This window comes from Brenneria izadpanahii (assembly GCF_017569925.1).
In the GTDB taxonomy this organism is placed as follows: domain Bacteria; phylum Pseudomonadota; class Gammaproteobacteria; order Enterobacterales; family Enterobacteriaceae; genus Brenneria; species Brenneria izadpanahii.
The window spans coordinates 4083705-4109751 of sequence record NZ_CP050854.1 but is presented as its reverse complement, the minus strand read 5'-3'; the positions used below and the strand labels follow the sequence as shown (position 1 = coordinate 4109751).

Here is a 26047-nt window from a genome sequence, read left to right as displayed (position 1 = left end):
GGTCCGTTTCGGCTGCGGTCCCACATCTGGCATCTCCTGCAGATAGCTGGGCCACAATATATAGTGTCTTCCGGCTTTGCGACGGTCCCGTTCCGGAACTCGTCGCAGCATTACGCGGTTCGATCGCCGGAAAGACGCAGGACAAAACCGCCCGTACGTGCAAAATTGCCCAATACCTGACACGCCCGATTCGATTTATTTACTTCTTAGTTTTTTAGTAAGAAAGGAATTTTTTATTTCTACTGTGATTAGCATCGGATGGCTTTATGTCGGGTTTTCGCTCATAGCCGACCCGACTGCTGGTAGCTTCGTGTTAAAAGCGCACAATATTAATGCTATGGATCGTTAATAAATAAGTGGGCAGATTATAAATTCTCATTCATTAATGACTCAATGTGATTATTTATAATGATAAATACTTTTGGCATAGAAGCGGTTTTATCGTTTGATGCCAAAAAATTTTCTCAATCCAATAAAGACTTCTTTGCTGCCTTTCTGAGCTCCCCATAGCACCCTGTGTGAATTCTATCCATGCAGGAGTGTAGACCATGAAAATCAGCACGTTGCTGACGTTGTTCCCACTGCTGATGCCGGCATCGGTGCTTGCCGGCACAGTGCTCTATACCGATTCCCTCCATCCCCCGACGAATAGCGATGCGTCGGTCGCCGTCATTTACCTTGACGGACCGGACCAACTACAGGCGCAGATCTTCGGCGAGCTTCCTTCCGATCCCGTTCTGGCAGAGCGCCATGCGAAAGCGGTACTTCAATCCTCACAATGGCAGGCGCAAGAAGAGCAACTGGCGACGGTTTACCGTGCCGTTGTTCGCGCCTGGGAACTGGGTGTGAAAAAGGTACCTGCGGTGGTGTTTGATGATCAGGACGTGGTGTATGGCACGGCCGACATTGCACGCGCCAGGGCGCTGCGCATCCAGGGTCAGGGAGGACAGTAATATGCAATTTACTCATCTCCATTTGATCTCCGGGCAACGGCCAAATCAATCACGCCTTAACCTCAAGTCTCTCCGTGTAGCCATTATGCTGTCCGCAGCCAGCGTGCCTGCCGTTAATGCTTCGCTGAACAGCGCCCAGATTATTGCCAGTGCCGTATCACAGTCTTGCATCAGTTGGCGCGTGTCCGGTATTTGCTACTGGCTGCTGTGTACGCCATTTGGCTGTAAAGTGCGTACCTCCGTTAAGGTGACCCACTTTATTCCGGAAGCTGTCGTGTCTTCTTATAACGCCCCTGGCGGCAATCCGTGGCAGGAAATGGCCTTCGTCAGTCAAACCGCCGGCGGTCTGGAAAACACCGTCACCAGCGCACTGAGTGGCTTGTCTGCCGGCGGCGGCAACAATGAGCAGAAAACACCAGGGCAACGTAAAACAAACCTGCATTTCAAGTATGCCGATGCCATTGGCCATCCGGCGACGTCATTAATCGGCGGCAGTATCCCCGGCTATTCGTGCAACAGTGCGGCGACGCCGTTCGTTCCCTATTTTCTCAGCACGCTGGATAGCCTGGTATGGCGTACCGGCATGCCGGAGTCACTGTATCCGGAAGCCCTGGTCCCCGGGCAACGCGAGGTCGGCAGTCAGGCTGCCGGTAACATGTGGGGGAACGTCTATCCCCGCTCGGGGTTCGTGACGCAGGTCGATGATGACAAGGCCGGTGCTCTGGTGGCGCAGCGGGTGGCCGACATTATCACTCGTTCGGGGCAACCCCATGTTTACCAGCCCCTGGTTGGCCATCGCTCCGCTGGCTACTGGCCGCCGGATGCAGTTCAGGAAAACACCGGTACCCAAAACCACAAATGGCAGCGTCTTTCCCCGCAGCTCAGCCAGTCCTGCGCCGTGTTTCCTGACGGAGACCACACACCCGCGACTGATGCCAATGCCGCTTTTGCCCTGTGGCAACCCTACAGTTGCTGCCAGCGACGCGGCCAGACTTTCCTGTACAGCACGAATTTTTGATGAGGTAACGAATAATGCAGAAAACGGAAAAAAATCAGTTTTCCAGGAGGCGATGCCGCGCCCTGTCTTTGATGATGACCGGGAGTCTGCTCATGACCGGCACTACGGGCAGTATGAACGTATTCGCTGATGATAATGACACGCTGTTTGGGGTGTCATTACCCCAGGTAAATGAAAGCAATATGGGCTATGGGCTGAACTCCAGCGGAGCCGTTTCGGACAAATTGTTCTACTCCCTGGGCGGTGGCTCGGTGATTTCTCAGCCGGCGACGCGCAGCAATATGCAGCGTCTCGGAATGAACCTGGGTTGGAGCTCGGATTTGATGTGCGGCAACTTTGATCTGAAGACCACGGTCGGCAATCAGCTTAACGGCGTTACCTCCGGTTTCAAGAACCTGATGAGTGAGGTTATCCAGGGGGCAACGGGTGCGGTGGCCAGCTTGCCGGCGATGATTATCCAGCGCGCCAACCCGGGTTTGTATGAAATGCTCACCAACGGGGTATTACAGGGTGGTGTCGCGTTCGATAAGGCTCAGTTGAATTGTCAGAACCTCTCCAAACGCATGATGGACATGGCCGATACCGGTAGCTGGAGCCAGTCGGCTGCGATGGAAGAAGCCAAAAGCCTGGTCAACGGCGGTGATGGGGATGCGGTACGTTCAATGAACGCCACCGAAAAGGTGACCGGGGAATCCGGGCAGACCTGGATCGGCGGCCAGAAGCGCGGCGGCGCCGGGCAACCCTCTATCAAGCCGACGCATGACCTGGCCGCAGCCGGCTACAACATGATGAACGGGCAGGCCGTAACGAGTACCTCCAGCGTCACGGGCAGCAGTTGTACCGGCGGGGCCTGCGCCAAATATGCCAACAGCGAAGAAGCGGCTGCCGCGGTCGTGAAGGTGCTGGGGGATGCCTCGCTGCGTACCTGCAAAGACGCCAACGCATGCACCAGTGGTGACGGCGCGGAACAGCCGGGCAGCACCGTGGCCGGCACCGGCTTTGCGCCAATGCTGGAAGACGCCACCAAAACCAATAATGAGCAGTTGGCCAAGCTGGTTAACGGAACAGAAAAGCCCAATGCGACCAATCTGGCAAAGCTCAAAACCGGCAGCCTGGCGGTCACCGCCGGCGTTATCAAAGCACTGCAGCGAGATCCGGATAATGCGGCGTTAGTCGGCCGTCTGGCCAGCGAACTGGCGATGGCGGATACCATCGAAACGGCCTTCATCATGCGCCGCATGATCACCACCGGGATGTCGGAGCCGAACGCGGCCGCATTGAAAACCGCCATGGAGGAAGGTGGGCGTCGTATCGAGGCGCTGGACAGAGAAATTGCCGCACTGAAAAACGAGATGGAAATGAAACGTGAAATCTCTCGTAACGCGGTGTTGACCATCATTGAGCGTGAGAACAACCGCGTCGAAACTAACCCGCAGCGCCAGTCTACCGACAGTCAGGATACCAAATTTAATCGGCTGGCCGTGCCGGAAAGCGATCAGTAACCGAGGGGGATACATTGTGATGAACGAAACAAAGAAGAATACGCTGTCGCCCCGACGGGACGGCAAATTCAGCCACCGGGCAAAGCGAGTTCTGCAACTGCTGGGCACGATGGTGGCCATGATGGCGATTGCCCTGGTGATAGCGCACTGGGGCATTAATCACCCAACTGATAGCGCCGCGTTGCGAAACTGGATGCAAAGCACTCGTTACGGCTGGCTGGTCTGGCGTTTGGCGCTTTACGCCGCGCTGGCCTGGGGATTTTGGAAAATCTGGCATTCTCCGGGCTGCAAACCGTCATACAGAGGGCCTCTGAAACGTATGGCGATCGCATGCGCGTTGTTCGCGCTGGTCTGTGAGTACTCCCTCTTTGGCGGAGGGTTGCCGTTATGATGACCAACAGCTATCTCGAATACTTCCTGACGCTGCTCGGCTGGCTGATCAACAATGGCTTGTGGGAGTTGCTGGTCAGCACTGGATTATTCGTGCTGCCGTTACTGTTCAGGGTTGTCGGCATCTGGCTGAAAGTACGTGAAGAAGGCGATGACGAAGGTAACAAAGGGATGCTGTCCCTGCCGCGCATCGAGAACCTGCTTTATGTCGCTTTCTTTGTGATGATCGCCTGCTGCTTGCCGCTGATCAACGTCAGCCTGGACACGATCAAATATGACAGCAGCCGAGCATCGACCTGTGGTACCTGGACACCGAAAAAACCGGGGGACACCGGGTATGCCAATATTGTATCGAGCATGAATGGCCAGGCGGCGAAGGTGCCGGTGTGGTGGTTGGTGGTGCATAAGCTCTCCAAAGGGATCACCCAGGCGGCGGTGGCCAGCATTCCGTGCCGGCCGGATTTGCGGCAGGTGCGTTTTGAGGTTCAGCATAGCCGGGTGAACAATCCGGCGCTGGCAAAAGAACTGCAGGACTTTACAAACGACTGTTACGCGCTGGCGCTCTATACCTGGCAGAACCGTGACCAGGGGCAGACGACAGATAAAACCACGTTACGGGATATTGAATGGCTGGGCTCCAGCACGTTCCTGAATGGAGGCTATTACGCTACTCTGCAGTCAAAAACGCCGCGATCAAGTTTTCCCTGGAATGACTCTCGGGATAGTGGCCGGCCAAACACCGGTCGAGGCGGATATCCGACCTGCAGCGAATGGTGGTCATCAGCAGATACAGGCTTGGAGGCCCGTGTACTGAAGCAGGTTGATTCAGGTGTTTTGTTGCGAATGTCCGCAGCCCTGAAGATGATGGGGCAAAGTGACGCAGACTATAAGGAAGCGGTGGTGCGTCGTCTGGTCAGCCCGGATAACCTGACGGTTTCCCAGGGCGGGCGTGCCTATGCCGGTTATGGCGGCAATGCGGACTTTACGCTGGACAACTCCATAAACCGCCTCGCATCGCTTGGCGGCACCGCTCTGGGCAGCCTGGCGGCGTTCCCTGCTTTTGATGCGATGCGTCAGGCATTGCCAATGGTGCAAGCGGTGCTGCTAATGGCCATCTATGTGATGATCCCCTTAATCCTAGCATTTGCGGCGTACGAGTACAAAACCGTGATTACAGTGACGTTTGTGATCTTCGCACTGAATTTCCTGACCTTTTGGTGGGAGCTGGCACGCTGGCTGGACAGTTGGCTGCTGGAAGCGCTCTACAGTTCTGATACCCACAGCCGATGGAACGTGGCCGGGTTCCAGAACAGCGCCGATGATCTGATCATGAATCTGGTGATGGGAACCATGTTTATCGTGTTGCCGGCCGTGTGGCTGGGGGCGTTGTCCTGGGCTGGGTTGAGTGTTGGTGTAACACTCGGTAATGCAATTAAAGGAGGCACTGAAACTGCTCAAACATCAGGGGGACAAGTAGGGGCGGGGGGAAGTAATGCAATTAGTAGCAAAGCTGGAAAAAATTTGACTGGAGGTTAGTTTATTTCAGAGTTTCAGAGGTAATAAAGCTGAGAAAGGACTCTCAGTTCTCGTCTTCATCATGCATATAGCCTGTCGAATCATACCAGCCCCAGCCATGTGGGCCACTGCGATATTTTGTACCGAAATCGTTATTAAGGTAAGTGGGGGGGAAGTCTTCACCTCCTTCTTTGCGATTAGCGTCCCCCTCTGAAGAAAATGATCCACTAACAAGAAGAACCAGCGCACCAACGAGTACTGCTGAACTCGCAATAATCATCCCGCCGAACACAAGTGCTGCCAGCATGATGATAGCAAACATGCTCATCGGAATGTGTCCGACCCAGCCAGGGAACTTATGTGCACGCGCTTTAGATACGCAGCGTTGATCCAAACGTAAAATCGTACTTTTAAGGCGCTTCCACATACGTGCCGCTAAAATACCTCGTTGCAATGCTTGCTGATTTCTCGTTTGGCTCATAGAGCTTCCATATCTCTTGTTAGGCTTTCTTGAGACTATAGCTGAAATAACAACCAATTGCTATTTACCTGGCCCTTCTGGCCGCAGATGCTCAGGCCTTTTTTTTGCGTTCTGTGATGCGCTAAATAACTTCGCAAAATATTAGATCACTCGAAGGGAACTCAGTCCGGTTTAAGTGATCTGATCAATCGCCAAATATCCCACATCACTAACCGGACTGAGTTATGCCGATCATAGCATTTATCGCTGATGAAGAACGACACCTGATGAGAAAAGAAGCCCAGCAAAACCGTGATAAAAAACATGCCAGACGGCTCATTGCCATGCTGATGCTCCATCAGGGAATGACCGTTACCGACGTCGCCAAAATACTCTGCGCCGCTCGCTCATCCGTTGGGAGATGGATAAATTGGTTTACTTTACATGGTGTTGAAGGACTAAAAAGCCTCAGGCCCGGACGCGCTCCACGGTGGCTGGTTGCCGATATCCTTCAGGCTCTTCCGCTACTGATACAACGCTCTCCGAAAGATTTCGGCTGGCTGCGCTCACGATGGAGTACAGCGTTGCTGGCCCGTATCGTCAACCAGTTTTTTGGCGTTGCTCTTCATCCCGCCACATTACATCGATACATGAAACAAGCAGGCATGGTCTGGCGCAGGGCCGCGCCGACGCTGAAAATCAAAGAGCCGCATTATGAGGAAAAGCGGCTTGTCATTGAGCAGGCACTGGCTCAGGCGCAGACAGACCATCCCGGGTTCTATCAGGATGAAGTCGATATTGACCTGAACCCGAAAATCGGTGCGGACTGGATGCCCAAATGGCAACAAAAACGCATTGTTACACCGGGGAAGAATTAAAAACATTATCTGGCTGGCGCGCTCCATTCGGGTACGGGACGCGTCCACTACGTCAGCGGCGGCAGCAAGAGTTCTGACTTATTTATCAAGCTATTAGAAACATTACGCCGCACTTACCGGCGAGCGAAAACCATGACACTGGTGGTTGATAACTACATCCTCTATAAAAGCCGCAAAGTGGCGCGTTGGCAACGCCTGATTATGGACTTGCCAAACGTAAAGAATCAATCCCTAAATGTGTTTATTCAATATCTTGATATTGATAACAGTATCAATTAGTTACTGAAAAAATTAAGATCTCATTTCTTGTTCTATAGACCTCCACTAAAGTCTGTAGCTCTCTGATTCAACAGGGTAATCGCGCTGTTGAGCCTCCAGCGAAATCCACTGAAAACTACCGTCAACCACGCCGAAGTAGTACACAAATTGGTACACGAAAATCGGGTGCGTTATCGATGCGGATTGTTTGCTGAGTCGCTTCCCTGTGCGCGTGTATTCCCGCAGGAGCGTTAATCGTCAAAATCATCGAAATAGTGCTTTATCAGTTTCCGCAACAGGCTCAAATAAAGAATCAGGCAAACACCTAAACGTTATATTTATACCCCATTCATGCGCTCTGTCTGGTGTATTCGGCAAGGAAAGTCATGCCATCGCAGCAAACAGGCCGTCGCGGTTGATGTCGCTCCAAACCCCATGGTTATCACCAGTTGTCCGTCTCGTAAACAAAAATGCTTTGCCATATCAATAAGAGCGACCGTGTTTAGTGCGGCTCCCAGGCTTCCGTAGCGTGAAAAAGTGGAAAAAATTTTTTTGCTGTCTATTTGCAATGCCTTCGCCGCTACTTCATGTATCCAGTGGACCGGTTCGAAAACATAGAATGCGTCAATGTCCGACAGTTGAAAATCAGCAGAACGGCAGACGCCGGTGCAGCAGTCAATAATCGTTTCTGGCAAATGGTCAAAAATATAACCTCCTGAACCAGGGGGGAACCTGATATGAGATACGTTATTGTCTGACGTACCATCTACATATTCCAGTGGCTGATAATGAGCAGTAGATACCGAATAAGACGCGATGATTTCCGGCCCGTTTCCCTGACCGATGATCATACTGGCGGCGCCATCGCTGAGTAATTGCTTTGCCGGTTCGTTCTCTTGAAAGAAATGACGATAATTACAACCGGTTACTATAGCAATTCGCTGATAACGTCCTGACAAAATCAGTGAATTGGCAATTTCCATTGCCGTACATCCACCACCAGTACCAACATTGATGCCAATCGAAGGGCACTTCACACCTATTCTTTTCGCCAGCAGGCCAGATTCCTGCCCCAAAATATTATCCGGCCATGATTGGCTCAATATCAGAAAGTCAATGTCGTCAACAGACAATTGGGCATATTCCATCGCGGCTAGAAAGCTGTCATCAAGCAAAATATCAATATCCCGTTTATCGTCAAGAGGCCAGATATGTCGCGTATCCGCCTCAAACTGAACAACATTTGTGCTGAACTCAGTCGTTAATTCGTCATGGTGCTTGATATCAATGCGTTTATCAGGCAATACGCCTGAGGCAGATAATATTCTGGGAAAATTCAGCATAATATTTAATTCCTAGAGTGACTTAATTGTATTGATCCGATCAAGCAACGGCGGCTGCGCATCTTTATCGATCAGAACATCAATGACAGTAGGAACGCCTTTCAAGATGGCTGCACGTAGTGAGGTTTCCAACTCGTCCGCCTCTGTGACCCTGACGCCATCCGCGCCCAATGCCTTGGCAAACAAAGAAAAATCAACCTGGGGAATAACACAGTCCAGCGGTGGGTAACCTAATAGCCCCAATCCTTGCCGACACATGTTGTATACGCCATCGTTCATTATTAGCCAAATAGCCGGTAACTGATAATGAACAGCGGTGCTGACTTCATTATTCATCAACATGGAACCATCACCGATAATACCCAGGGTAGTTTTTCCTGACACGCTCAGGCCCACGATCCCGCAAGCATAATGGGCCATGGCGCCCAGCGCGGTACAAACCCGGTAGCGGTTTGGTTTTTGAAAATGTAAATATCTGTTGGTCCAAACAAACGTGTTTCCTGCGTCTGCGGCGATCAAACAGTCATGTTCTTCAATTGCTACCTTTTGAGTAATCGCCATTACCTGCTGTGGATGAACGACGCCATCCTTAACCGGTATCGGATCCTGTTGTTCAGGTTTCTGTTCTCTGCGGAGTCTCTGCGGGTTATGACAAAAGGCGGTTTTTTTTACTTTATCGTATACCCCATGCAGGAAATGAGAAATTTCCGCATTAATAATAACAGCGCTGGCGGGAAGGTTTCTTTTGATATCCTCATTTCCCAGACCAATATAATAAACATCAATATTAGTCATCTGATTTTGTATATATGAAGAGCTAAACTCTCCCAGTTTCGAACCCAATACAATAATAGTCTTTAATGATGGGTTGCTTAGCGTATTTCTGATTTTTTTGCCATCGGAACCTAATCCAGTTGTGCCAAGGTAAAGCGCATGGTTTTCGGGGAAAATCCCTTTTCCCCTCGGAGTAGACATTACCAGTGTATTCGTTTCAACAGCGATGCGGGTTAATATCTCTGCGGCATGGAGGCAACCAAATCCATTCCAAAGAATAGCACCTCCCGCCGCAAGCGCATCTGCAATTTTTTGTTGTTGACTCTCAGCGTTATTGTTCTTTTCGTAAGAATTCGATGCGGGTGTGATGCGTTCTATATTGATTCTATTATTTTCTTTTAAAACTTCTTTTTGGATATTTGTTGGTATAAAAATCCCCAACACATGGCCATAAGATGTTGTCATATTATTTATGGCAGTGATTGCTTCCATTAATTTTTCTTGTCTGTCAATAAAGACAATACTATCAAAAAAACCGCTGATGCCATCGCCTGCGAGGTCGTTGATATCTTGACGAGTTGTTTGCTGTAATCCCCATTTACCGTTGTGTTCCTCAATAGTAGTTGCTGAAATGAATATCACTCTTGCGCCATCCAGCTTGGCCGCACGTAATCCCGTTAAGGCATTGGTGATCCCTGGCCCGGAAGTGGAGAAAACAATGGTGGGGACATTGTTATATAAACTGTACTCTGAGGCTGAAAAAGCGGCACCGCTTTCATGTCTGCAATGGATAACCTTGAGTGGTGACTCTGACAGTGCTTCCCACAAAGGAACAATAAATCCACCTGAGACACCAAAAGCAGCTTCAACACCCACTTTTTTTAAACTATTGACTAAGGCTTTTATAACCGTCAGCTGTTCGTCTTTGCTCATAAAACCTTCCTAATAAAGCGTAAATACTTAAAGAACACTTGATATAGGAAAATAATTCTTACCCTTTAACGTTCTAAAGATCGAGAATATTACTTTCCATCTATATAATTATAGCGTGATTTATTGAAAACGCTAAATAACTTCGAAAAATATTAGATCACTCGAAGGGAACTCAGTCCGATTTAAGTGATCTAATCACTCGCCAAATATCCCACATCACTAACCGGACTGAGTTATGCCGATCATAGCATTTATCGCTGATGAAGAAAGACGTCTGATGAGAAAAGAAGCCCAGCAAACCGTGATAAAAACCATGCCAGACGGCTCATTGCCATTTAAATCGTGATTGTTCATTAATCTGAAAACTCTGATGCCAGATGTTTTATAGCGTCATTTTTACTTGTGTTTTTGTCCATTAATTCCTTAATATATCTTATCGCAACGTTCTATTTGGAAAAATTTAAAGAGTGAGGCTGGCGCTCTACTCCCTAAATAACAATGCTAACTTTATTTATTAGAGAAAACATATCACTCACTTTATGGTACTTATATCCGAGGGAAACGTTATCAAATAACAGAAAAATGTCTACTCCTATGTTTGACGTGGTTTGTTCAGATTGCTAGGATTACCGAGTTGTACTGTCGTCCCAGGACGACCACCAATGCTCAGTGGGTCTGTGATGAGCGCCTTCGGGTGGCCCCGCTGTCAAAAGACAGCCACCAATGATCTGGCCATCTGTGAGGATCGCCTTTGGGTGATGGCAAAAGAACGCTTCCGTAGCCTGAGAGGAAGCACACCGTTTTCGGTGTGGTACATCTGCCCGCCTTTGGGAGCAGATATCGCTCATTCAACGTAGTATTCGGAGCGGTGAAGGCTGCTGAAAAGTCCACCAATGCCGCGGTGTTCGCTAGCCAGGCACATTTCCACATTAGGCATCTCTGCCTGGATAAGTCGGATACAACCGACTGATATCGCTTACTTCTTTAAAGCTATTAAAGCCTTAATGACGTGTTGCTGACGATGCAACCTTTGAACGAACGTATAAAGCCAATTGGTACATTTGGCTGCTTACGTGAGTCCCATTGGGAGCAGAGGAACGCGCGTCACTTGTGAAGTGGCGAAGACACTACCAAGTGACGCGCGTAGCGCACAACGTCTCAACCCACGCACGACGTGGTTTTCAACGTTTTAGTACCATCTGACCAACACGTAGTCCGTGTCAGTACGGTCTTAAACTTACATTCACTTCAACGTAACTACGACGGGACTAACCGTTTTGAACGTTTCATTACCTATAAGGAGGAAATCGACTCGGTATCGATGGCGACACTACGAACAGTAGTGTGTGGAGGCAGTCTGACGACAGTCAGCCCTGTGAAAACAGCGAACAGGTCAGAGACCTGGGGAGCCTCGAAATAACTCAACATTTCGCCGCCCCGATGCACAGATGCCAGTCGAGACGCTGGAAGCGCAAAAGTAACCGTGTCGTCGGGGTTGAAATTATCGGGATACAGATCCGTCTGCTTTGGTGAAAAGTAGAGGTTTGTGTATGCCGTGGGAGATGAAACGATGTCTAAACTCAGCAAGCAGCTAGTGACTCTCGCCCGCCAAGGGCGAGGAAGTTTTAAAACCGTAGCTGACCGTTCCAGAATTGCCGACCGTTTTTCTGAGCGCTTGGCGAAGTTAAATATTCAGATCAGGGATGTAAAACACATTAAGACGTCTCACATAGAGAAATATATTCATAGCCGTCAGGCTGAGAATATATCGTGTCGTACGTTACAAAATGAAATGTCAGCTGTGCGTTCAATCATGACTGCAGCAGGTAGAAATAAGTTAGCTGACCCAAATCATGAAAAACTGAGTAACCAGGCATTGGGTATTTCAGGGGCTAACCGAGATGGAACAAAAGCACCAATAACGGATGAAAAATTAGCAGCAGTCATAAACCACTCATTAAAAAAAGACGAGGGTGTAGCGCTGGCTGTTCAATTGTCTCGTTATTTAGGTTTGAGAACCGAAGAAGCCGTTCAGTCGGCAAAATCGTTAAAAACGTGGAAGCAGGCTTTGATTAATGGGAATGAACGTGTGCGCGTTATTTTCGGAACAAAAGGTGGACGTCCACGGGAAACAACCGTTTATAATAGAGAAAAAGTCTTATCCATTTTAGATGCAGCAATAAAGCACAGTGGAGAAAACAACGGAAAGTTGATTGACAAGCCATCTTTACATACCGCAATTGAGCGTTACAGAAATATCGTTCGTGAGGCGGGAATGGTCGGTAAAGATGCGCCTCATAGTTTACGTTACGCTTATTCACGTGATGCTGTTAGTTTTCATGTTGAAAATGGGATGAGTAAGGTTGAAGCTGAAGCATTAGTCTCGATGGACTTAGGACACGGAGATGGTCGTGGTCGGTATATAAAACAGGTGTATTTAAAAGATGGACTGGATGAATGATAGTTTCGGCCGTCGCTGCGACATCTCTGGGGGGCAGTGCCAACCCCGCCTATGAGGCGTTGTGGTCGGAGGCGGCGCCAGCGTCCTGAGGAATTTTAGCGCTTAACAAGAAAATATATTATCGGACAATGAATAAACTTACAGGAAAAGGTGAAGGAATAATGAAAATAATACCTATGATTATAAGTTTAATTGCATATATCTGTTTGTTTTTATTGAACTACATAATATACCCGCAATATTTTAACCCTAAATCATGGTTCTTTAGCTCAATAATATTTTCACTGGTTTCGTATATTTTCTTTATAAAATAAACAAATAATAAATAAAATCGTTCAGAGCGACGGGCTGCAACTGTATGTATCCCGCACCGGATGTTACTAACGTATTTTTAAACCTTTCGCCGCAGCTCACTCAGGGCTGCGGCTTATAATTTTTTCAACTTGTCGATAAATAGGCTTGACATATCGGCTTGAGGATTCAAAAATAAAGTTGCTTACTCGTTGTCTTCGGACAACCACCAATGCTCAGTGGGTCTGTGATGAGCGCTTTCGGGTGACCCTGCTGTCAAAAGACAGCCACCAATGACCTGGCCATCTGTGAGGATCGCCTTCGGGTGATGGCAAAAAAACGCTTCCGTAGCCTGAGAGGGAGCACGCCGTTTTTGGTGTGGTACATCTGCCCGCCTTTGAGAGTAGATATCATCTTATGATGATTAAGGCTGTTTACATTATCCAATCCCCAGGGATAATCCAATCCCTGCAGGACAGTAGTTTCTCCTGGTTTTTGGAGACGATTGCATGTCCTAACTCATGTACTACCATCAGAAACTTGAGAACTGAGTCGAAACGGCGAGGGCGACGAAGCCATTGCGGCGTTCGGCTTCTGAGTCTGAAAAACCCTGAGTTCGTCCATTCAATGGATATGGACGACTAATCACCGTCAGCCAGTCTGCTTTGCAGTTGGTTTACCTATCGGGAAATACCTTCCCGATGGGACGGGTGTTTCCCGTTTTTACAGGAGAAACACCATGCATACCTTTTCACTGCGTTACTTGCGTCCAACTTTTCGTGTCACCGAAAAATTGCGTTCGCTTTGGTACCGAATAAATCCGGTTCTGGAAGGAGTAATTGAAGGTGAGTGGAAACATACCGCTATGGGAGACCTGAGCTTTAGGGCCAGAGCTTTCCCACTGCCATCTGGTGGTTGGGGGGCGTCAATCATCTCTCGTTCCGGATTCTATGCCGGGAAGTACAGCTTTTCTATCCGACCGTTGACAGCAGGAATGGCTTCAGTCGAATTTCGAACTCAAAGGGAGGCAATGGCGGCGGCAATTATTCTGGCCGAACATCTTGCTTCACTTCGTTATCGTTACCATTAAAGCGTTTGGTTTTCTGTAACGACTGACCCAGACGGGGATTTATTCCCGTCCGGGGGATAAATCCCCCCTTCATTTCTTCCTGGAGGATTTATTCATGAGCGCGTTATCTTTCACCCCCACGGTTGAACCCATTACTTACACCATTGAACAGGTGAATACTATTGCCCCTCACGACTGGCAAAGTTTTGTGCTGGCAGTGACGGATACATTTTGGAAATTACCCTCTGTTTTGCGTCCGTATGATGGGCAGCACAGGGTACTGACTGATGCCTCTGGTCTGTTCCCTGACGCTGGCGTTCTGGTCTTTTCAGGCGAAACTGATGCTGAACACCGACCGGATGTCATTACTGTCGAACGTATACGTAGCAACAACACACTTTGCGTTCAGGAATTTACCCCGCAGCATCAACCCTATGATTTTTTTAGTCGGCTTGTCATGGTGCTGTTGCACAGTCTCTGCCGAAATAATTTTCGGGTGCATTCCTCTGCCGGCGAAGCCAGTTGGTCTATGCCGTTACGTTGGCTGAACCGGAATCTGGGCTGGCCAGTGTTATCGGCTCCGCTTTCACCGTCTTCCGTGACAGTGATGGCGGGCTCTGTAGACGAGCTTTTACTTACTTTTCTGTCCGATCCGAAGCGTTCTCTGAATAAAGACGATTGGCGGATCCTGACTGAAACCGAACATCGTTTGTATCAACTAAAAGCGGAAAATTTTTACGAATACTGATGACTTTACGGCTTTGAGCTAAACAACCCTGCGCCTTTAAGGCGTTAATCCCCGGAGGGAGCTTTCCTTCCCGGGAAGCTGTCTCCGTTATTGAAGGAGACAAACATGTTGCATTTTAACTCTGCGGAATTGCGTCCGGTCGTCGAGGAAACTTTGGCTAACCAGTGTGAGTTGTTGCTGGTCAAGGATCAGGGGATTTACCTGATGTCGGCGGAGGGAGCGTGGCGCAAAGATGGTCATATCAAGCATCTGGTTTATGCGGATGGCTGCCATCCTGAGAAGGATGAGGACTGGTACGATACCGCCTGTGAATTTGCCGGCGGTGATGATTTTTGCGAGCACCTCAAACTGGATGCAAAGGCTGCTGAACGAATACTGTCTGAAGGCAATCAGTTACGGATACATTTACTCAAAGAGGAATTCATCATTCATGTTGCTCCTGTTGAGTGGGTATGCGTTGCCGATTACCGTCGAATGGCGGCGCGTCTGTTGCAACAGGCTAACGTCCATTATCCGGCATGTGTCGGTAAATCGGAACTGAAACGCTGGCGTAACAGCGCCATCAACCTGCTGGGAACGGCTTGCTACACCGCTTGCAAACGGGCTAAACCGCGCGATCGGGGAGAGTTCCAGGCCGCTTTCAGGTTACTGAAACAACGCATTGACTCGGTCAACGCGCAAGGGGCGATACGTTACCCCTCTTGCTAACCCTTTTTCTGTCCCCCGGGGCGTATTCTTCGCCACCTGGGGAGGAATGCGCCTTTTTTTATGAGGAGCACTCCATGAAAAAAACATCACGTCAGTTCACTCAATCTCGTGGCGACCGTCCGGATCTGTATCAGCAGGTGACGGACAAAATCATTGTGGCCATAGAGAATGGAACCTTGCCCTGGCGTAAGCCATGGCGAACCAATCAGCGCCGCATTTCTTCGCATGCCGCCATGCCGTGCAACGGCACGACCGGTTATCTCTACAGCGGCGTCAATGTATTGCTGTTATGGATAGCTGCAGCAGAGAAGGGCTATGAGGCTAATCGCTGGTTAACCTACAAACAGGCGCAAGCCGTCGGTGGCCATGTACGCGCAGGCGAGAGAGCGACACTGGCCGTGGTATTCAAACCCTGGGATAAACAGGTGGAGGATGCCGACGGTAAGCCGCAACTGGACGACGACGGGAACCCGCTGAAAATGCGAATACCCATGCTGAAACCCCTGTATCTGTTTAACGTCGCCCAGTGTGATGACCTCCCGGATTGCGTTGTCGGCGAACCGCCGGCAGATGCTCCGGAACAGGATGTCACTCGGGTTGATGGGAAAGTTCAGGAACAGGTTAATACGATGGTTGAAGCCTGTGGCGTTCAATTTGACCGGATTTACCAGGACAAGGCGTTTTACTCACCGGGCCGCGACCAGATTGTTTTGCCGCAGGTTCGGCAGTTTCGAACCGAGGCGGACTACTGGTCAACGTTGCTGCATGAACTGGTACACAGTACCGGTCATGCCAAACGGCTTAATCGTGAGGGGATCACCTTAACTTCGCGCCGGTTCGGCGATCCGCTTTATGCGTTTGAAGAACTGGTGGCCGAGCTGGGCAGCGCTTTTTTATGTGCGCAGTTGGGGATCTTCGGTCATGTTCAGCACGACAGTTACCTTGAGTCCTGGATTAAGGTGCTGCATGAGGATAAACGTGCGATTTTTCGTGCCAGCAAACAGGCAAGGGAGGCATCCGAGTTTCTGTTAACGCCTCTGGCCGAAGCAGAAATGGGGTCGACTGAATCCGCGGTGAGCGGCATGAGAGAGGCATCATGATGAATCATGAACAACAAATCTGGCAATCCACTGCCGGCATGCTTCTGGCCAAATATTTTGGCCTGACGTTAAACGATACCGAGCTGTGTGAAGACGATTGCGTTATTGCTTTAGATGAGGCCGGGATACGGCCATTTGAGGCGATCAACACCCTGGTGGACAAGTACCACCTTGAACGCATTGATTCCACTGACTATCAGCCATTATCACCGTATATCCGTGAAGTCGATGAGTTGAAGGTTATCCTGGCGGCGGAAGAGGAATACAGCTAACAGAGAGGAAGGCGTAATCAGCCTGACTGTCATGATTTAACACCTGACCCATAGGGGGGAGACACTCCCCCTATGGGGGAAACTCCCTCTTTTTCTTGTAAAGAAGAGGAGAACTACCATGTCGAACTGGTGCAACAATCGTTTGATTATCACTGGCCAATCCGTGTTTGTGGATGAGGTGCAAAAATGGGCCAATGGCCATGTGGTGCCTGATTATCGTCATGCCATTTTGCAGAGCTGCCGCCTGTTTTTGGCAGGTTGCGCCGGCATATTGAAGCCGGCGACGGTAAAGCCCGGTATCTATGAACCCTATCCAGGATTACTGGCGCATCCTGGCGTGGCATCGCCGCAGAATCTGGCCTTTGAACAATGGGTTGGGTTGCTGAAAGCGGATGTGCCGTTAACGACAGAGAACATTCGGCTGATTGAACGTTCCTATCGCCAGTCAGGCATCGATGCGGTGAAGTGGGAAAACATCCCGGCCATGGCGCAGGATCGTATTGCGGATGTGCTCACCCGTCAGTATGCGGACTGGTTTGGCATCGTCGGCGTCAGCCCTGTCATTGATGCCGGCAATTGCTGGGAACGTCTGGGCATGATGCCTGAGTATACCGCCCCGTGCGATATGCTGATGCTGATACCGACACGTTTGGCCACTGAACTGAATGGTTCAGGGGATCTGTTGCGGGACGTGCCGACAACGCCCGGGCTTTACGGCCGCCAGTACGGGGTTGAATGGCCATGTGGGCATAACGTCGGCTGCGTTCGTGACGGTATCAACACGTTAACGGTGCATTTCGACTCTCCGTGGTATCCGCCGGCAGGCGAAGTTATCGGGATATTATCAGAGCAGTTCAGTTGCCAGGTCGAGCATGCCTGGTTTATGCCGGATGCGAAACGCAGTGGTTATGACTGTTACGACCGTGGCGAACATGTTGATGGCGGACGAATAGAGCCTGAAGGTGAGGTTGTGTACCTGACCTACGCAGACAAGGATTCAGTGCCGCTTTCGTCAAATGCAACTGCCAGTTAACCACCGCCTTTTCGTTTAAATTAACCTGTGGCCACCGCTGACAACGGTGGCCTTTTTACCCGTTGGGGAACATTGTTTCCCTGACGGGATACGTGTTCCCTTTTTTATGGAGAGCACGTATGAACGGCGTTATTAACCATGAAAAGGCTTTTGTTTCTCTTTTTAACCAGACTGCGCGATACCATAAGCGCCACAAGGTGTTCGAAGATTTTGTCAGCTGCAGCGTGATTGCGCTGGAGAACCGCCTTTGCTTCAGCCAAAAGCGAGAGGACAAATATATGCGAATAATCAGTGGCTATGAAAAAACGGATGTGAGTCGCCTGGCGCAACTGCTTGCCCATGTGGTTAACGGCTTGCAAACAGGGTTCTGTGACTTCCTCGGCCGGGTGTTTATGCAGTTGGAACTGGGCGACAAATACCGCGGCCAGTTTTTTACGCCGTGGGAAATTTCACTCATGATGGCAAAAATACAGCTGGGCGATGTGAATAAGGTGTTTAAGCAGCGCCCCTTTATCACGCTCAGCGAGCCTGCATGCGGAGCGGGTTGCATGGTATTGGCCTATGCCGATGTTCTTAACCAGGCAGGTTACGCTTCGCACCGTCACCTGTGGGTTTCCGCGACGGATGTTGATCCACTGGCGGCTGGAATGGCCTACATACAGTTGTCGCTTTGCGGCGTAGCGGGTGAAGTCGTGATTGGGAACAGCCTTAACGATGAGCGTCGTCGGATCCTCTACACGCCCGGACATTATCTGGGGAACTGGACACATCGGTTACCGTCAAGACGGGAAAGTATTGCCTGACTCAGGGCAATAAACGCTATCTTTGTGCCGGCCTGTTGGCCGGTTTTTTTTATTTTAGACCGTATGATTTCGTCTGCTTTATCAGACAGTTCAGCGGTGTTTTCGGTCAGGCGCTGTCGTAGCATTAAGCTTGCCTGAAAATAATCTTTTCTTTCCGGGAAAAGGTTTTTCTGTGGCGAACGTCGTAACGACCCACGCAGCATAACGCCCGTCATGATTTTACGGAGTGCTGCTGATGTCCTATTCTGATACGCCTGAACAGGCCGCCGTCATCGGCTGGTCCGGACACCGCCTGGTGGTCAGGGCCTTTGCCGGCACAGGCAAAACCTCGACCCTGGTGCGTTTTGCGTTGGCCAACCCTGGAAACAGGATGCTCTATCTCGCCTATAATCGGGCGGTCAGGGATGAAGCCGAGCAAAAATTCCCGTTCAACGTGGAATGCAAAACATCACATCAATTGGCCTGGCCCAATTTTGGCCGTCACTACCAACACCGGCTGACCGGGAACCTGCGCATCACCGACGTTGCCCGACAGCTCAATACCCGCCACTGGCCGCTGGCACGAGCGGCTATCATCACGTTCAATGCCTTCCTCTGTAGTGGCGATACCGGGTTTGGGCATCAACACTTACCGAGCGACGAGGCACGCAGTGGATTGTCCGACGGGAAGATATTAGCGGCGGTACAGCGGCTCTGGCACGAGTCTGCCCGACCAGATGGACATTTTCCTGTCACCCATGACGTCTATCTTAAGCTGTACCAGCTTTCGCGACCCGACTTCTCGACGCGCTGGCATACCGTGTTGTTCGATGAAGGGCAGGATGCAAACCCGGTGACGCAGTCGCTGATACTGACACAGCGCTGCAACGTGGTGCTGGTCGGCGATCGTCATCAACAGATTTACCGGTTTCGCGGCGCCGAAAATGCGCTCGATGCGCCGCAACTGGCTGATGCGGATCAACTTTGCCTGACCCACAGTTTTCGGTTTGGCCCGGCGGTGGCCGGCGTGGCGAATATGCTGCTGGCCCGCCAGGGGGAAACGCTGGCCGTGGTGGGTAACGGGGGCAGTGATAACGTCGTGGCACATCTGCCCAAAGACGCTGAGCAGGGGCATGTCGCCATATTGAGCCGGACCGTTGCCGGTGTCATCGGCGCGGCGCTGCAGGCCAGTCTGGCAGGGAATAAAGTGTATTGGGTGGGCGGCATCGCCGGCTACAAAACGGAGGAAATGGAAGATTTGTACTGGTTCTCGGCCGATATGCCGGAACGCATGCAATCGCCACAGCTGGCGCGGGAATATCGCAATTTTGACGAGTTTGAAGCCGTGGCCAGAGCCACCAAAGATGCCGACATGAATCAGGCATTGCGGTTGCTTGATCGGTATTTTCCCCTGCCACAAAAGCTACAGGTAATGCGTGAGCACGCGGTGACGAATGAAAATCAGGCACAGGTCACCGTTTCAACGGCACATCGCAGCAAGGGGCTGGAGTGGCCGGTGGTAGTGCTGGATGAGGATTTTGCCGATATCACCGATCCGTTGATGGCGGAGTGCGAGCGCACGGATGAAACCAATTTGCTGTATGTGGCGGTGACGCGCGCCCGGCAAACGCTGGTGATCAATACGTTGCTGCAGGCGCTTATGGCCGAAGAGCGTGATACCGCCGGGGAGACGTCATGCTGAAAGCCATCAGGGCGTTACTGGTTGGCAGCCGGGTGGCACCGGCAAAATCTGTGCTTCAGTCTTCATCTCCGGCATGCCCCGCAGGCTATTTTATACCGGTATCCGCCGGACAACTGTTGAACCCCGTATCCCGCAAACAATGCCTGCAACAGCTATGGGAAAGCAGTGCATTACCTGGAGATCTCTACAGGCAATTTTATCTGCAGCCCCTGGAGCATTTGGTAACGTTGATGCAATCGTTGCCGGCAACGCAACAAGGGGAGTATGCCGGCGAGGGCGGGCTGGCGGAGGTCACCCTGCAGACGACGACTTTTGCCGTACGCCTGGCCAGGGGGCATATGCTCCCTCCGGGTGCCGCGCCGGAAGATCAGTCCGCCCAGAATGTACTGTGGAATGCCGTCATTTTTTACGCCGCCCTTTGTCGTTACCTGCCAGCCCTCAGCCAAATTGAAGGCGAGCTGCTGAGCGGCCGACCCTGGTTGCCCGGCCTCACCGTACCTGATGAACCATACCGTTTTCGTTTCAGGGTTAAGCCGCCAGAACCGGCACTGACGACAAGTCAGTGTGCGTTGATCGCCGCACGCCTGGTACCGTCTGATGCCATTACCTGGCTGTCGACGCTGCCGGCCGCCGCCCAGGCACTTATGATGATCGTTGCACGTCAGCACAGCCCATTACCGGTGATTGATGAGATTGTCCGGGAAGCTGTTCGGCAGGCGCGGGGAGATAGTCTGCTGGCCGCCTTACCTTCGGGTAGCTTGGCTATCGTTTCACCGGCACCGCTGCAAACGGTCACTGCCGCCGCCGGGCCATTGGCCCCACCGGAGGATTTGCAAAGCGCGGCCAGTGCTTTACCGACGGTAGAGGCGCCGTCAGTGGAAAGCGAGCCTGCGGCAGAGGTGAGCAAAACGCCAACAGCCGATGTGTTGCTGAGCTCCGCACTGGATGAACCCGTTAATGACAAACCGCTGGCTGAAATGGTTGTGGCGCCGGAACCGGTTGCCGGCACTGAAGAGGATATGGAGGCCTTGTTGTCACTGATGGCGGTGAAGGTGTCTGCACCAGAGCACCAGAAAACGCAGAACGATGAGCTCGCTGTTCAGGAGGAGCCCCTGACCGAAGAGAACCTGGCGCAGGAATCAGTTATCCCCACTGCAACGGAAGAACACACTGATTTAACAGATCAAACAGTCAGACGGCCTGAAATTAAATATGAGGCTATTGAGTTGCCGACTGAGACCATTGACGCTGATCTAAGTTTAGGTGAGCTAACGCCCCATTTGGGGCGCGATATGGAACTGTTTACTGAGCCGACCACAGAAGACAAACCGGGAGAACATTTTTGGAAATGGTTAAGTGAAGGACTTAATTCAGACGAGATCGAGGTCAACACGGCAGGGGCGAGGGTCCATTTTGTTTCCGGTTTTATCTTCATCACCGTACCCGGTATTTTTTATCTTTATCTGAAACAGCAAGGACTGGATGGCAATCAGCGCGAAGCCCTCCAGGAGGACTTTGAACGTCTGGAAAAACACCGTCGGGTCAAAGGGAAACGTTTTTATTTTGCTCATCTGTATGAAAGCGCCGATGGATCGGGCCCTTATAAACGAACTAAAGGCTACCTCATTAAAGCGAGTTTGCTCTTTCGCGGAAAAAATGTACCTGACGATAGCAAGATGCTGGTTATCCCCTGACTGGAATTATCTGTGGCCTGGGGAGCCGGGCGTTCGCTGTATGTCTGTTAAACAAGAGGGATGTCAATCATGAATAAGGAACGGTTAATGAGCTGGGATGCACTGCTTGATGAATACTTTTTCTCCAAACCATTGCGACCGGATACTGAAAATAGCTATCGGCGCGTGGTCGCGGTGTTTCGGAAATTCATCGGCCATAACAGGTTGCCTGACGAAGTGACTCACCGTGACTTGCTTTTATGGCGCAGGGACATGCTGGGAAGAGGTTTAACGACCAGCACCTGGAATAATAAGGTGCGTCATTTACGGGCGCTTTACAACCAGGGGATCAAGAAAAAATGGCTCATTATCGGGGAAAATCCGCTCAACGAAACACAGGTGCCATTAGGAAGCAAACGAAAGAAAATCCTGAGTCGTGACCAACTGGTCAGGGTGAACCTGGTTCTGGGGCTATTTGAAGTAAGAGAAAAGCGCCAGGAGAGGAAAGGCCGGCCTTGCGCACTCTATCCAGTGTGGTATTGGCGGACGGTGATTGATGTGTTGCGTTCGACAGGTATGCGACAAAACCAGCTGTTGCACATACGTATAATGGACGTCGATCTGGGGGCCAACGCTATTCTGCTGTGCAGAGAGGGGAGTAAAACTCATCGCGAGTGGCGGGTTCCTGTCGTCAGTTTTGTCCGCGAGCGTGTGCGGATACTGGTTGAACGCGCCATAGCACAAGGCGCCGAACGCGAAAGCTACCTGTTTGATGTGGCAAGATTCCTGAATCCATCAGGCGAGGTCGGCCCCGAACCGGCGATACAGCCTGTTCGTTCGTTTTTCACCAGACTGACAAAGGAGTGTGGTTTTAAGGTGAGCCCTCACCGATTCAGGCATACCCTGGCGACAGAAATGATGAAGTCGCCCGATCGCAACCTGGCGCTGGTCAAAGGGTTGTTGGGGCATCGGAGCGTCAGCACCACAATGGAATACGTCGAGTTGGATTTGGCGATCACCGGGCAGGCACTGGAGGAGGAATTGTCGCTGTATATGGATATTATCCCAACCAGGGAAGAAGAGACCAGACACGCCTTGACATAACTTTAACGAACTGTAAGAATTGCCAGCGATCGAGAAAAGGACGCCTGCGCTAACAGGCATCCTTTTTAAGAGGAACCTAATCATTAACATCGAGTGTACAAGGTCTTAGAAAACACTACGATATTAACTTTCCGGTTCCATTTTTTCCGCCCGTCAAAGGGTTTTCCCTCTAACCAGCGTGCTTTGATGCAGAATTAATGGTGCCCGGACTCGGAATCGAACCAAGGACACGAGGATTTTCAATCCTCTGCTCTACCGACTGAGCTATCCGGGCGACGGGGCGCATTAAACCGTATTGGCTGCGCGCCGTCAACGAGTTTCTGTCACAAACGCTCGTACTTGCTCTATTTTCAGGCAATCGCCGGGCGTTATTACGCGGTTGGGCCATGCGCGTAGGGGAGTTTCCATCTGTAGCGCTGTTTTGCGCCGAAATGTCATGATTGGAGACAAAATGAAAGCCGTCCATTTCTTGAATTCGGCGGAAAATAATGCCAATATTGCGCGGTTTTTAACTTCCTGTTCGCTTGAACTCCCTGTTCACCCGTGGCTAAAGAGGGCTGCTGATATGTCGGATTCATGGTTCTTGGTGCAAAATGACTGCGCCGGATCTTTGATGATGGCGTCGCACGTTTCTCGTTCCAGCCGCCTTTCCCCGTCTCTTCGATTATCCTTCGCCACCATGCGGTGAGGCGTTCGTACGCTCACTGTTAGGCATGATTAAAAATAGAGCGCCGCTCTGATTTTACTGATGTCTATCGGATGGTGCTGACCCCAGTTTATCCATTCTTAACCTACAGTAATAACTGTAGGGATCATACGCTTGCCGTTACCGATCGGCATTGTGATTGGTCGGGATTATTATCCCTGCGCTGTGTCTTCCGGGCACGTACACTCATCCTTAACCGTTTGGGTTTGGTTAAATGAAACAGTTAAAAATTGCGGCTAATTCTGCGGTTGCCGCCCGTTTAATCACTGCACGTGAAATTGTTGCGCTCAGTCAGACTGATTTTACCGATGTGGCAGCGGTCGTTGTCTCTCTTGAGGAGGATCGCAGCGGGATTTTGTCGATATTGCACCACACCGGTTTTACCATTCCGGCTTTTGTGGCGCAGGATAATACCGATTCGCTATCCGAAATGTTGCCGCTAGGCAGCGAGTGGTTGCCGCTGGACGATGATGGCGCCGCAGAGATATTGGAAAGCGCTGCCCAGCGTTATCAGGAGACGTTGCTGCCGCCGTTTTTCGATACGCTGGTCAAGTATGTCGAAATGGAAAACACCACCTTCGCCTGTCCGGGGCATCAGGGCGGACAGTTTTTTCGTAAACATCCGGCGGGGAAACAGTTTTTTGATTTTTACGGCGAAAATATTTTCCGTTCGGATATTTGCAACGCCGATGTGAAGCTGGGCGATCTGCTGATCCATGAAGGCGCCGCCAAAAAAGCGCAGAAATTCGCCGCGCGCGTGTTTAATGCTGATAAAACCTATTTTGTGCTGAACGGCACTTCAGCCGCCAACAAGGTGGTGACTAATGCGCTGCTGACGCGCGGCGATTTGGTGTTGTTTGACCGCAATAATCATAAGTCCAACCATCATGGCGCGCTGATCCAGGCAGGGGCGACGCCGATTTATATGGAAACCGTGCGCAACCCGTTTGGTTTTATCGGCGGGATCGACGCGCGCTGTTTTGATGAAGCCTATCTGCGCGAACTGATTGCGGAAGCGGCGCCGGAACGGGCCAGAGAAGCGCGTCCGTTCCGTTTGGCGGTGATTCAGCTCGGCACCTACGACGGGACGATTTATAACGCGCGTCAGGTGGTCGATAGTATCGGTCATCTGTGCGACTACATTCTGTTCGATTCCGCCTGGGTGGGATATGAGCAGTTTATCCCGATGATGGAGCAATGCTCGCCGCTGTTGCTGGAGTTGAATGAAAACGATCCGGGCATTTTTGTCACGCAATCGGTGCATAAGCAGCAGGCGGGCTTCTCCCAGACGTCGCAGATACATAAGAAAGATACTCATATCAAAGGGCAGCGGCGTTTCTGCAATCATAAGCGTTTTAATAACGCCTTTATGCTGCATGCCACTACCAGCCCGTTTTATCCGCTGTTCGCCGCGTTGGATGTGAACGCCAAAATGCATGAGGGTGCCAGCGGGCGCCGGCTATGGCTGGAGTGCGTGAAAACCGGTATCGAAGCGCGCAAACAGCTGCTGGCGCGTTGTGATTTGATTCAGCCGTTTGTGCCGCCGACGGTGGCGGGGATACCGTGGCAGGATCACGATACGGACATCATTGCGCATAATGTGCGGTTCTTCAATTTCGAACCGGGCGAAAAGTGGCACTCGTTCGACGGCTACGCGCAGGATCAATATTTTATCGATCCCTGCAAATTATTGTTAACTACGCCGGGAATTGACGCGATCAGCGGCGAATACACCGATTTCGGCATTCCGGCGACTATTCTGGCCAATTACCTGCGCGAGCACGGCATTATTCCTGAAAAGTGCGACCTGAACTCGATTTTGTTCCTGCTGACGCCCGCCGAAGACAGCGTCAAAATGCAGCGTCTGGTAGAGGCTATCGTCCATTTTGAACGGCTTATCGCCAGAGACGCGCCGCTGAGCGATGTGTTGCCCAGCCTGTATCAGAAATATGAGCAGCGCTATCGCGGTTATACGCTGCGCCGCTTGTGTCAGGAAATGCATGATTTTTATGCCGGTCATAACGTGAAGGATCTGCAAAAGGCGATGTTCCGCAAGGCGGATTTTCCTCCGGCGGTGATGCTGCCGCAGGATGCCAATCGTGAGTTTGTGCGCGGCAACATTGAGCTGGCGCCGATTGCCCAAATCGCCGGTCGTATCGCGGCGGAAGGCGCTTTGCCTTACCCGCCGGGCGTGCTGTGCGTGGTGCCGGGCGAAGTGTGGGGCGGGGCGGTGCAGCGTTATTTTCTGGCGCTGGAAGCCGGGATCAATCTGCTGCCGGGGTTCTCGCCGGAACTGCAAGGCGTTTACAGCGTGGCTGAGGAAGACGGCAGCAAACGTCTTTATGGCTACGTGATTGAGCGTTAAAAACATCAG

20 protein-coding genes, 1 tRNA gene and 2 pseudogenes are annotated in these 26047 nt (G+C 51.1%); 19 read left to right on the top strand and 4 right to left on the bottom strand.

The window, feature by feature from the left end; all coding sequences use genetic code 11:
- Positions 1-548 precede the first annotated feature (548 nt).
- The 5 genes from HC231_RS18305 (at position 549) to HC231_RS18285 (ending at position 5399) form a co-directional block, all read left to right on the top strand.
- On the top strand, positions 549-953 hold the full coding sequence (locus tag HC231_RS18305; protein ID WP_208228150.1) for a TIGR03757 family integrating conjugative element protein: 405 nt from the start codon (positions 549-551) through the stop codon (positions 951-953).
- Positions 954-1038: 85 nt separating this feature from the next.
- Entirely contained in the window at positions 1039-1971 is a 933-nt protein-coding gene (locus HC231_RS18300) for a TIGR03756 family integrating conjugative element protein (protein ID WP_425490563.1), read from the top strand.
- A gap of 14 nt (positions 1972-1985) precedes the next feature.
- The gene (locus tag HC231_RS18295) at positions 1986-3473 is read left to right on the top strand and encodes an integrating conjugative element protein (protein ID WP_208228148.1); all 1488 of its coding nucleotides are present in this window, start codon (positions 1986-1988) and stop codon (positions 3471-3473) included.
- Positions 3474-3492: 19 nt separating this feature from the next.
- Positions 3493-3864 (top strand): hypothetical protein, encoded by a 372-nt coding sequence (locus HC231_RS18290; RefSeq protein ID WP_208231407.1) that lies wholly within the window; start codon positions 3493-3495, stop codon positions 3862-3864.
- Positions 3861-5399, top strand: coding sequence for a conjugal transfer protein TraG N-terminal domain-containing protein (locus HC231_RS18285; RefSeq protein WP_208228147.1), 1539 nt, complete (start codon positions 3861-3863; stop codon positions 5397-5399). The genes HC231_RS18290 and HC231_RS18285 overlap by 4 nt, the downstream gene beginning before the upstream one ends.
- A 43-nt stretch (positions 5400-5442) precedes the next feature.
- Here HC231_RS18285 and HC231_RS18280 read toward each other — a convergent pair whose 3' ends face one another.
- Positions 5443-5859 (bottom strand): hypothetical protein, encoded by a 417-nt coding sequence (locus HC231_RS18280; protein ID WP_208228146.1) that lies wholly within the window; start codon positions 5857-5859, stop codon positions 5443-5445.
- Positions 5860-6083: 224 nt separating this feature from the next.
- Here HC231_RS18280 and HC231_RS18275 point away from each other — a divergent pair.
- Positions 6084-6905 (top strand): annotated as a pseudogene (locus HC231_RS18275) (IS630 family transposase); the annotation flags it as partial.
- A 407-nt stretch (positions 6906-7312) separates the two neighbouring features.
- Here HC231_RS18275 and HC231_RS18270 read toward each other — a convergent pair.
- Both HC231_RS18270 and HC231_RS18265 read right to left on the bottom strand, forming a co-directional pair.
- The gene (locus HC231_RS18270) at positions 7313-8317 is read right to left on the bottom strand and encodes a 3-oxoacyl-ACP synthase III family protein (RefSeq protein WP_208228145.1); all 1005 of its coding nucleotides are present in this window, start codon (positions 8315-8317) and stop codon (positions 7313-7315) included.
- Between the two features lie 12 nt (positions 8318-8329).
- Complete coding sequence (locus HC231_RS18265) at positions 8330-10024, bottom strand: thiamine pyrophosphate-binding protein (RefSeq protein ID WP_208228144.1); 1695 nt, start codon at positions 10022-10024, stop codon at positions 8330-8332.
- A gap of 235 nt (positions 10025-10259) precedes the next feature.
- Between HC231_RS18265 and HC231_RS24045 the strand changes: the two are divergent.
- The 12 genes and pseudogenes from HC231_RS24045 to HC231_RS18210 form a co-directional block, all read left to right on the top strand.
- Positions 10260-10360, top strand: a pseudogene (locus HC231_RS24045) (hypothetical protein); the annotation flags it as partial.
- Between the two features lie 1234 nt (positions 10361-11594).
- The gene (locus tag HC231_RS18260; protein ID WP_208228143.1) at positions 11595-12485 is read left to right on the top strand and encodes an integrase domain-containing protein; all 891 of its coding nucleotides are present in this window, start codon (positions 11595-11597) and stop codon (positions 12483-12485) included.
- A gap of 1030 nt (positions 12486-13515) precedes the next feature.
- Positions 13516-13866, top strand: coding sequence for a hypothetical protein (locus HC231_RS18255; protein ID WP_208228142.1), 351 nt, complete (start codon positions 13516-13518; stop codon positions 13864-13866).
- Positions 13867-13960: 94 nt separating this feature from the next.
- The gene (locus HC231_RS18250; protein ID WP_208228141.1) at positions 13961-14593 is read left to right on the top strand and encodes a hypothetical protein; all 633 of its coding nucleotides are present in this window, start codon (positions 13961-13963) and stop codon (positions 14591-14593) included.
- Between the two features lie 105 nt (positions 14594-14698).
- Complete coding sequence (locus HC231_RS18245) at positions 14699-15301, top strand: DUF3085 domain-containing protein (protein ID WP_208228140.1); 603 nt, start codon at positions 14699-14701, stop codon at positions 15299-15301.
- A gap of 74 nt (positions 15302-15375) precedes the next feature.
- Entirely contained in the window at positions 15376-16401 is a 1026-nt protein-coding gene (locus tag HC231_RS18240; RefSeq protein ID WP_208228139.1) for an ArdC family protein, read from the top strand.
- Positions 16401-16673, top strand: a complete 273-nt coding sequence (locus tag HC231_RS18235; RefSeq protein WP_208231405.1) for a TA system toxin CbtA family protein — start codon at positions 16401-16403, stop codon at positions 16671-16673. The genes HC231_RS18240 and HC231_RS18235 overlap by 1 nt, the downstream gene beginning before the upstream one ends.
- 118 nt (positions 16674-16791) lie before the next feature.
- Complete coding sequence (locus HC231_RS18230) at positions 16792-17706, top strand: DUF1281 domain-containing protein (RefSeq protein WP_208228138.1); 915 nt, start codon at positions 16792-16794, stop codon at positions 17704-17706.
- Between the two features lie 119 nt (positions 17707-17825).
- The gene (locus HC231_RS18225) at positions 17826-18509 is read left to right on the top strand and encodes an N-6 DNA methylase (protein WP_208228137.1); all 684 of its coding nucleotides are present in this window, start codon (positions 17826-17828) and stop codon (positions 18507-18509) included.
- A 235-nt stretch (positions 18510-18744) separates the two neighbouring features.
- A complete protein-coding gene (locus HC231_RS18220; RefSeq protein WP_208228136.1) occupies positions 18745-20190 on the top strand; it encodes a UvrD-helicase domain-containing protein in 1446 nt (481 codons plus the stop codon).
- Positions 20184-21884: a TraI domain-containing protein gene (locus HC231_RS18215; protein WP_208228135.1), complete on the top strand. Its 1701-nt coding sequence runs from the start codon at positions 20184-20186 to the stop codon at positions 21882-21884. Before HC231_RS18220 ends, HC231_RS18215 begins: the two co-directional genes overlap by 7 nt.
- A 69-nt stretch (positions 21885-21953) precedes the next feature.
- Complete coding sequence (locus HC231_RS18210; protein WP_208228134.1) at positions 21954-22967, top strand: tyrosine-type recombinase/integrase; 1014 nt, start codon at positions 21954-21956, stop codon at positions 22965-22967.
- A 198-nt stretch (positions 22968-23165) separates the two neighbouring features.
- Here HC231_RS18210 and HC231_RS18205 read toward each other — a convergent pair.
- Positions 23166-23241 (bottom strand) — tRNA-Phe (locus HC231_RS18205).
- 646 nt (positions 23242-23887) lie between these two features.
- On the opposite strand from HC231_RS18205, the gene HC231_RS18200 reads away from it, so the two are divergent.
- Positions 23888-26038 carry an ornithine decarboxylase gene (locus tag HC231_RS18200; protein ID WP_208228133.1) on the top strand — a complete coding sequence of 717 codons (2151 nt, stop codon included), beginning with the start codon at positions 23888-23890 and terminating at the stop codon, positions 26036-26038.
- Positions 26039-26047: the final 9 nt, after the last annotated feature.

Bases quoted from the DNA above. Each gene is read 5' to 3' on its own strand.
- HC231_RS18305 (WP_208228150.1), top strand. From the start codon at position 549: ATGAAAATCAGCACGTTGCTGACGTTGTTCCCACTGCTGATGCCGGCA.
- HC231_RS18300 (WP_425490563.1), top strand. From the start codon at position 1,039: ATGCTGTCCGCAGCCAGCGTGCCTGCCGTTAATGCTTCGCTGAACAGC.
- HC231_RS18295 (WP_208228148.1), top strand. From the start codon at position 1,986: ATGCAGAAAACGGAAAAAAATCAGTTTTCCAGGAGGCGATGCCGCGCC.
- HC231_RS18290 (WP_208231407.1), top strand. From the start codon at position 3,493: ATGAACGAAACAAAGAAGAATACGCTGTCGCCCCGACGGGACGGCAAA.
- HC231_RS18285 (WP_208228147.1), top strand. From the start codon at position 3,861: ATGATGACCAACAGCTATCTCGAATACTTCCTGACGCTGCTCGGCTGG.
- HC231_RS18280 (WP_208228146.1), bottom strand. From the start codon at position 5,859: ATGAGCCAAACGAGAAATCAGCAAGCATTGCAACGAGGTATTTTAGCG.
- HC231_RS18270 (WP_208228145.1), bottom strand. From the start codon at position 8,317: ATGCTGAATTTTCCCAGAATATTATCTGCCTCAGGCGTATTGCCTGAT.
- HC231_RS18265 (WP_208228144.1), bottom strand. From the start codon at position 10,024: ATGAGCAAAGACGAACAGCTGACGGTTATAAAAGCCTTAGTCAATAGT.
- HC231_RS18260 (WP_208228143.1), top strand. From the start codon at position 11,595: ATGTCTAAACTCAGCAAGCAGCTAGTGACTCTCGCCCGCCAAGGGCGA.
- HC231_RS18255 (WP_208228142.1), top strand. From the start codon at position 13,516: ATGCATACCTTTTCACTGCGTTACTTGCGTCCAACTTTTCGTGTCACC.
- HC231_RS18250 (WP_208228141.1), top strand. From the start codon at position 13,961: ATGAGCGCGTTATCTTTCACCCCCACGGTTGAACCCATTACTTACACC.
- HC231_RS18245 (WP_208228140.1), top strand. From the start codon at position 14,699: ATGTTGCATTTTAACTCTGCGGAATTGCGTCCGGTCGTCGAGGAAACT.
- HC231_RS18240 (WP_208228139.1), top strand. From the start codon at position 15,376: ATGAAAAAAACATCACGTCAGTTCACTCAATCTCGTGGCGACCGTCCG.
- HC231_RS18235 (WP_208231405.1), top strand. From the start codon at position 16,401: ATGAATCATGAACAACAAATCTGGCAATCCACTGCCGGCATGCTTCTG.
- HC231_RS18230 (WP_208228138.1), top strand. From the start codon at position 16,792: ATGTCGAACTGGTGCAACAATCGTTTGATTATCACTGGCCAATCCGTG.
- HC231_RS18225 (WP_208228137.1), top strand. From the start codon at position 17,826: ATGAACGGCGTTATTAACCATGAAAAGGCTTTTGTTTCTCTTTTTAAC.
- HC231_RS18220 (WP_208228136.1), top strand. From the start codon at position 18,745: ATGTCCTATTCTGATACGCCTGAACAGGCCGCCGTCATCGGCTGGTCC.
- HC231_RS18215 (WP_208228135.1), top strand. From the start codon at position 20,184: ATGCTGAAAGCCATCAGGGCGTTACTGGTTGGCAGCCGGGTGGCACCG.
- HC231_RS18210 (WP_208228134.1), top strand. From the start codon at position 21,954: ATGAATAAGGAACGGTTAATGAGCTGGGATGCACTGCTTGATGAATAC.
- HC231_RS18200 (WP_208228133.1), top strand. From the start codon at position 23,888: ATGAAACAGTTAAAAATTGCGGCTAATTCTGCGGTTGCCGCCCGTTTA.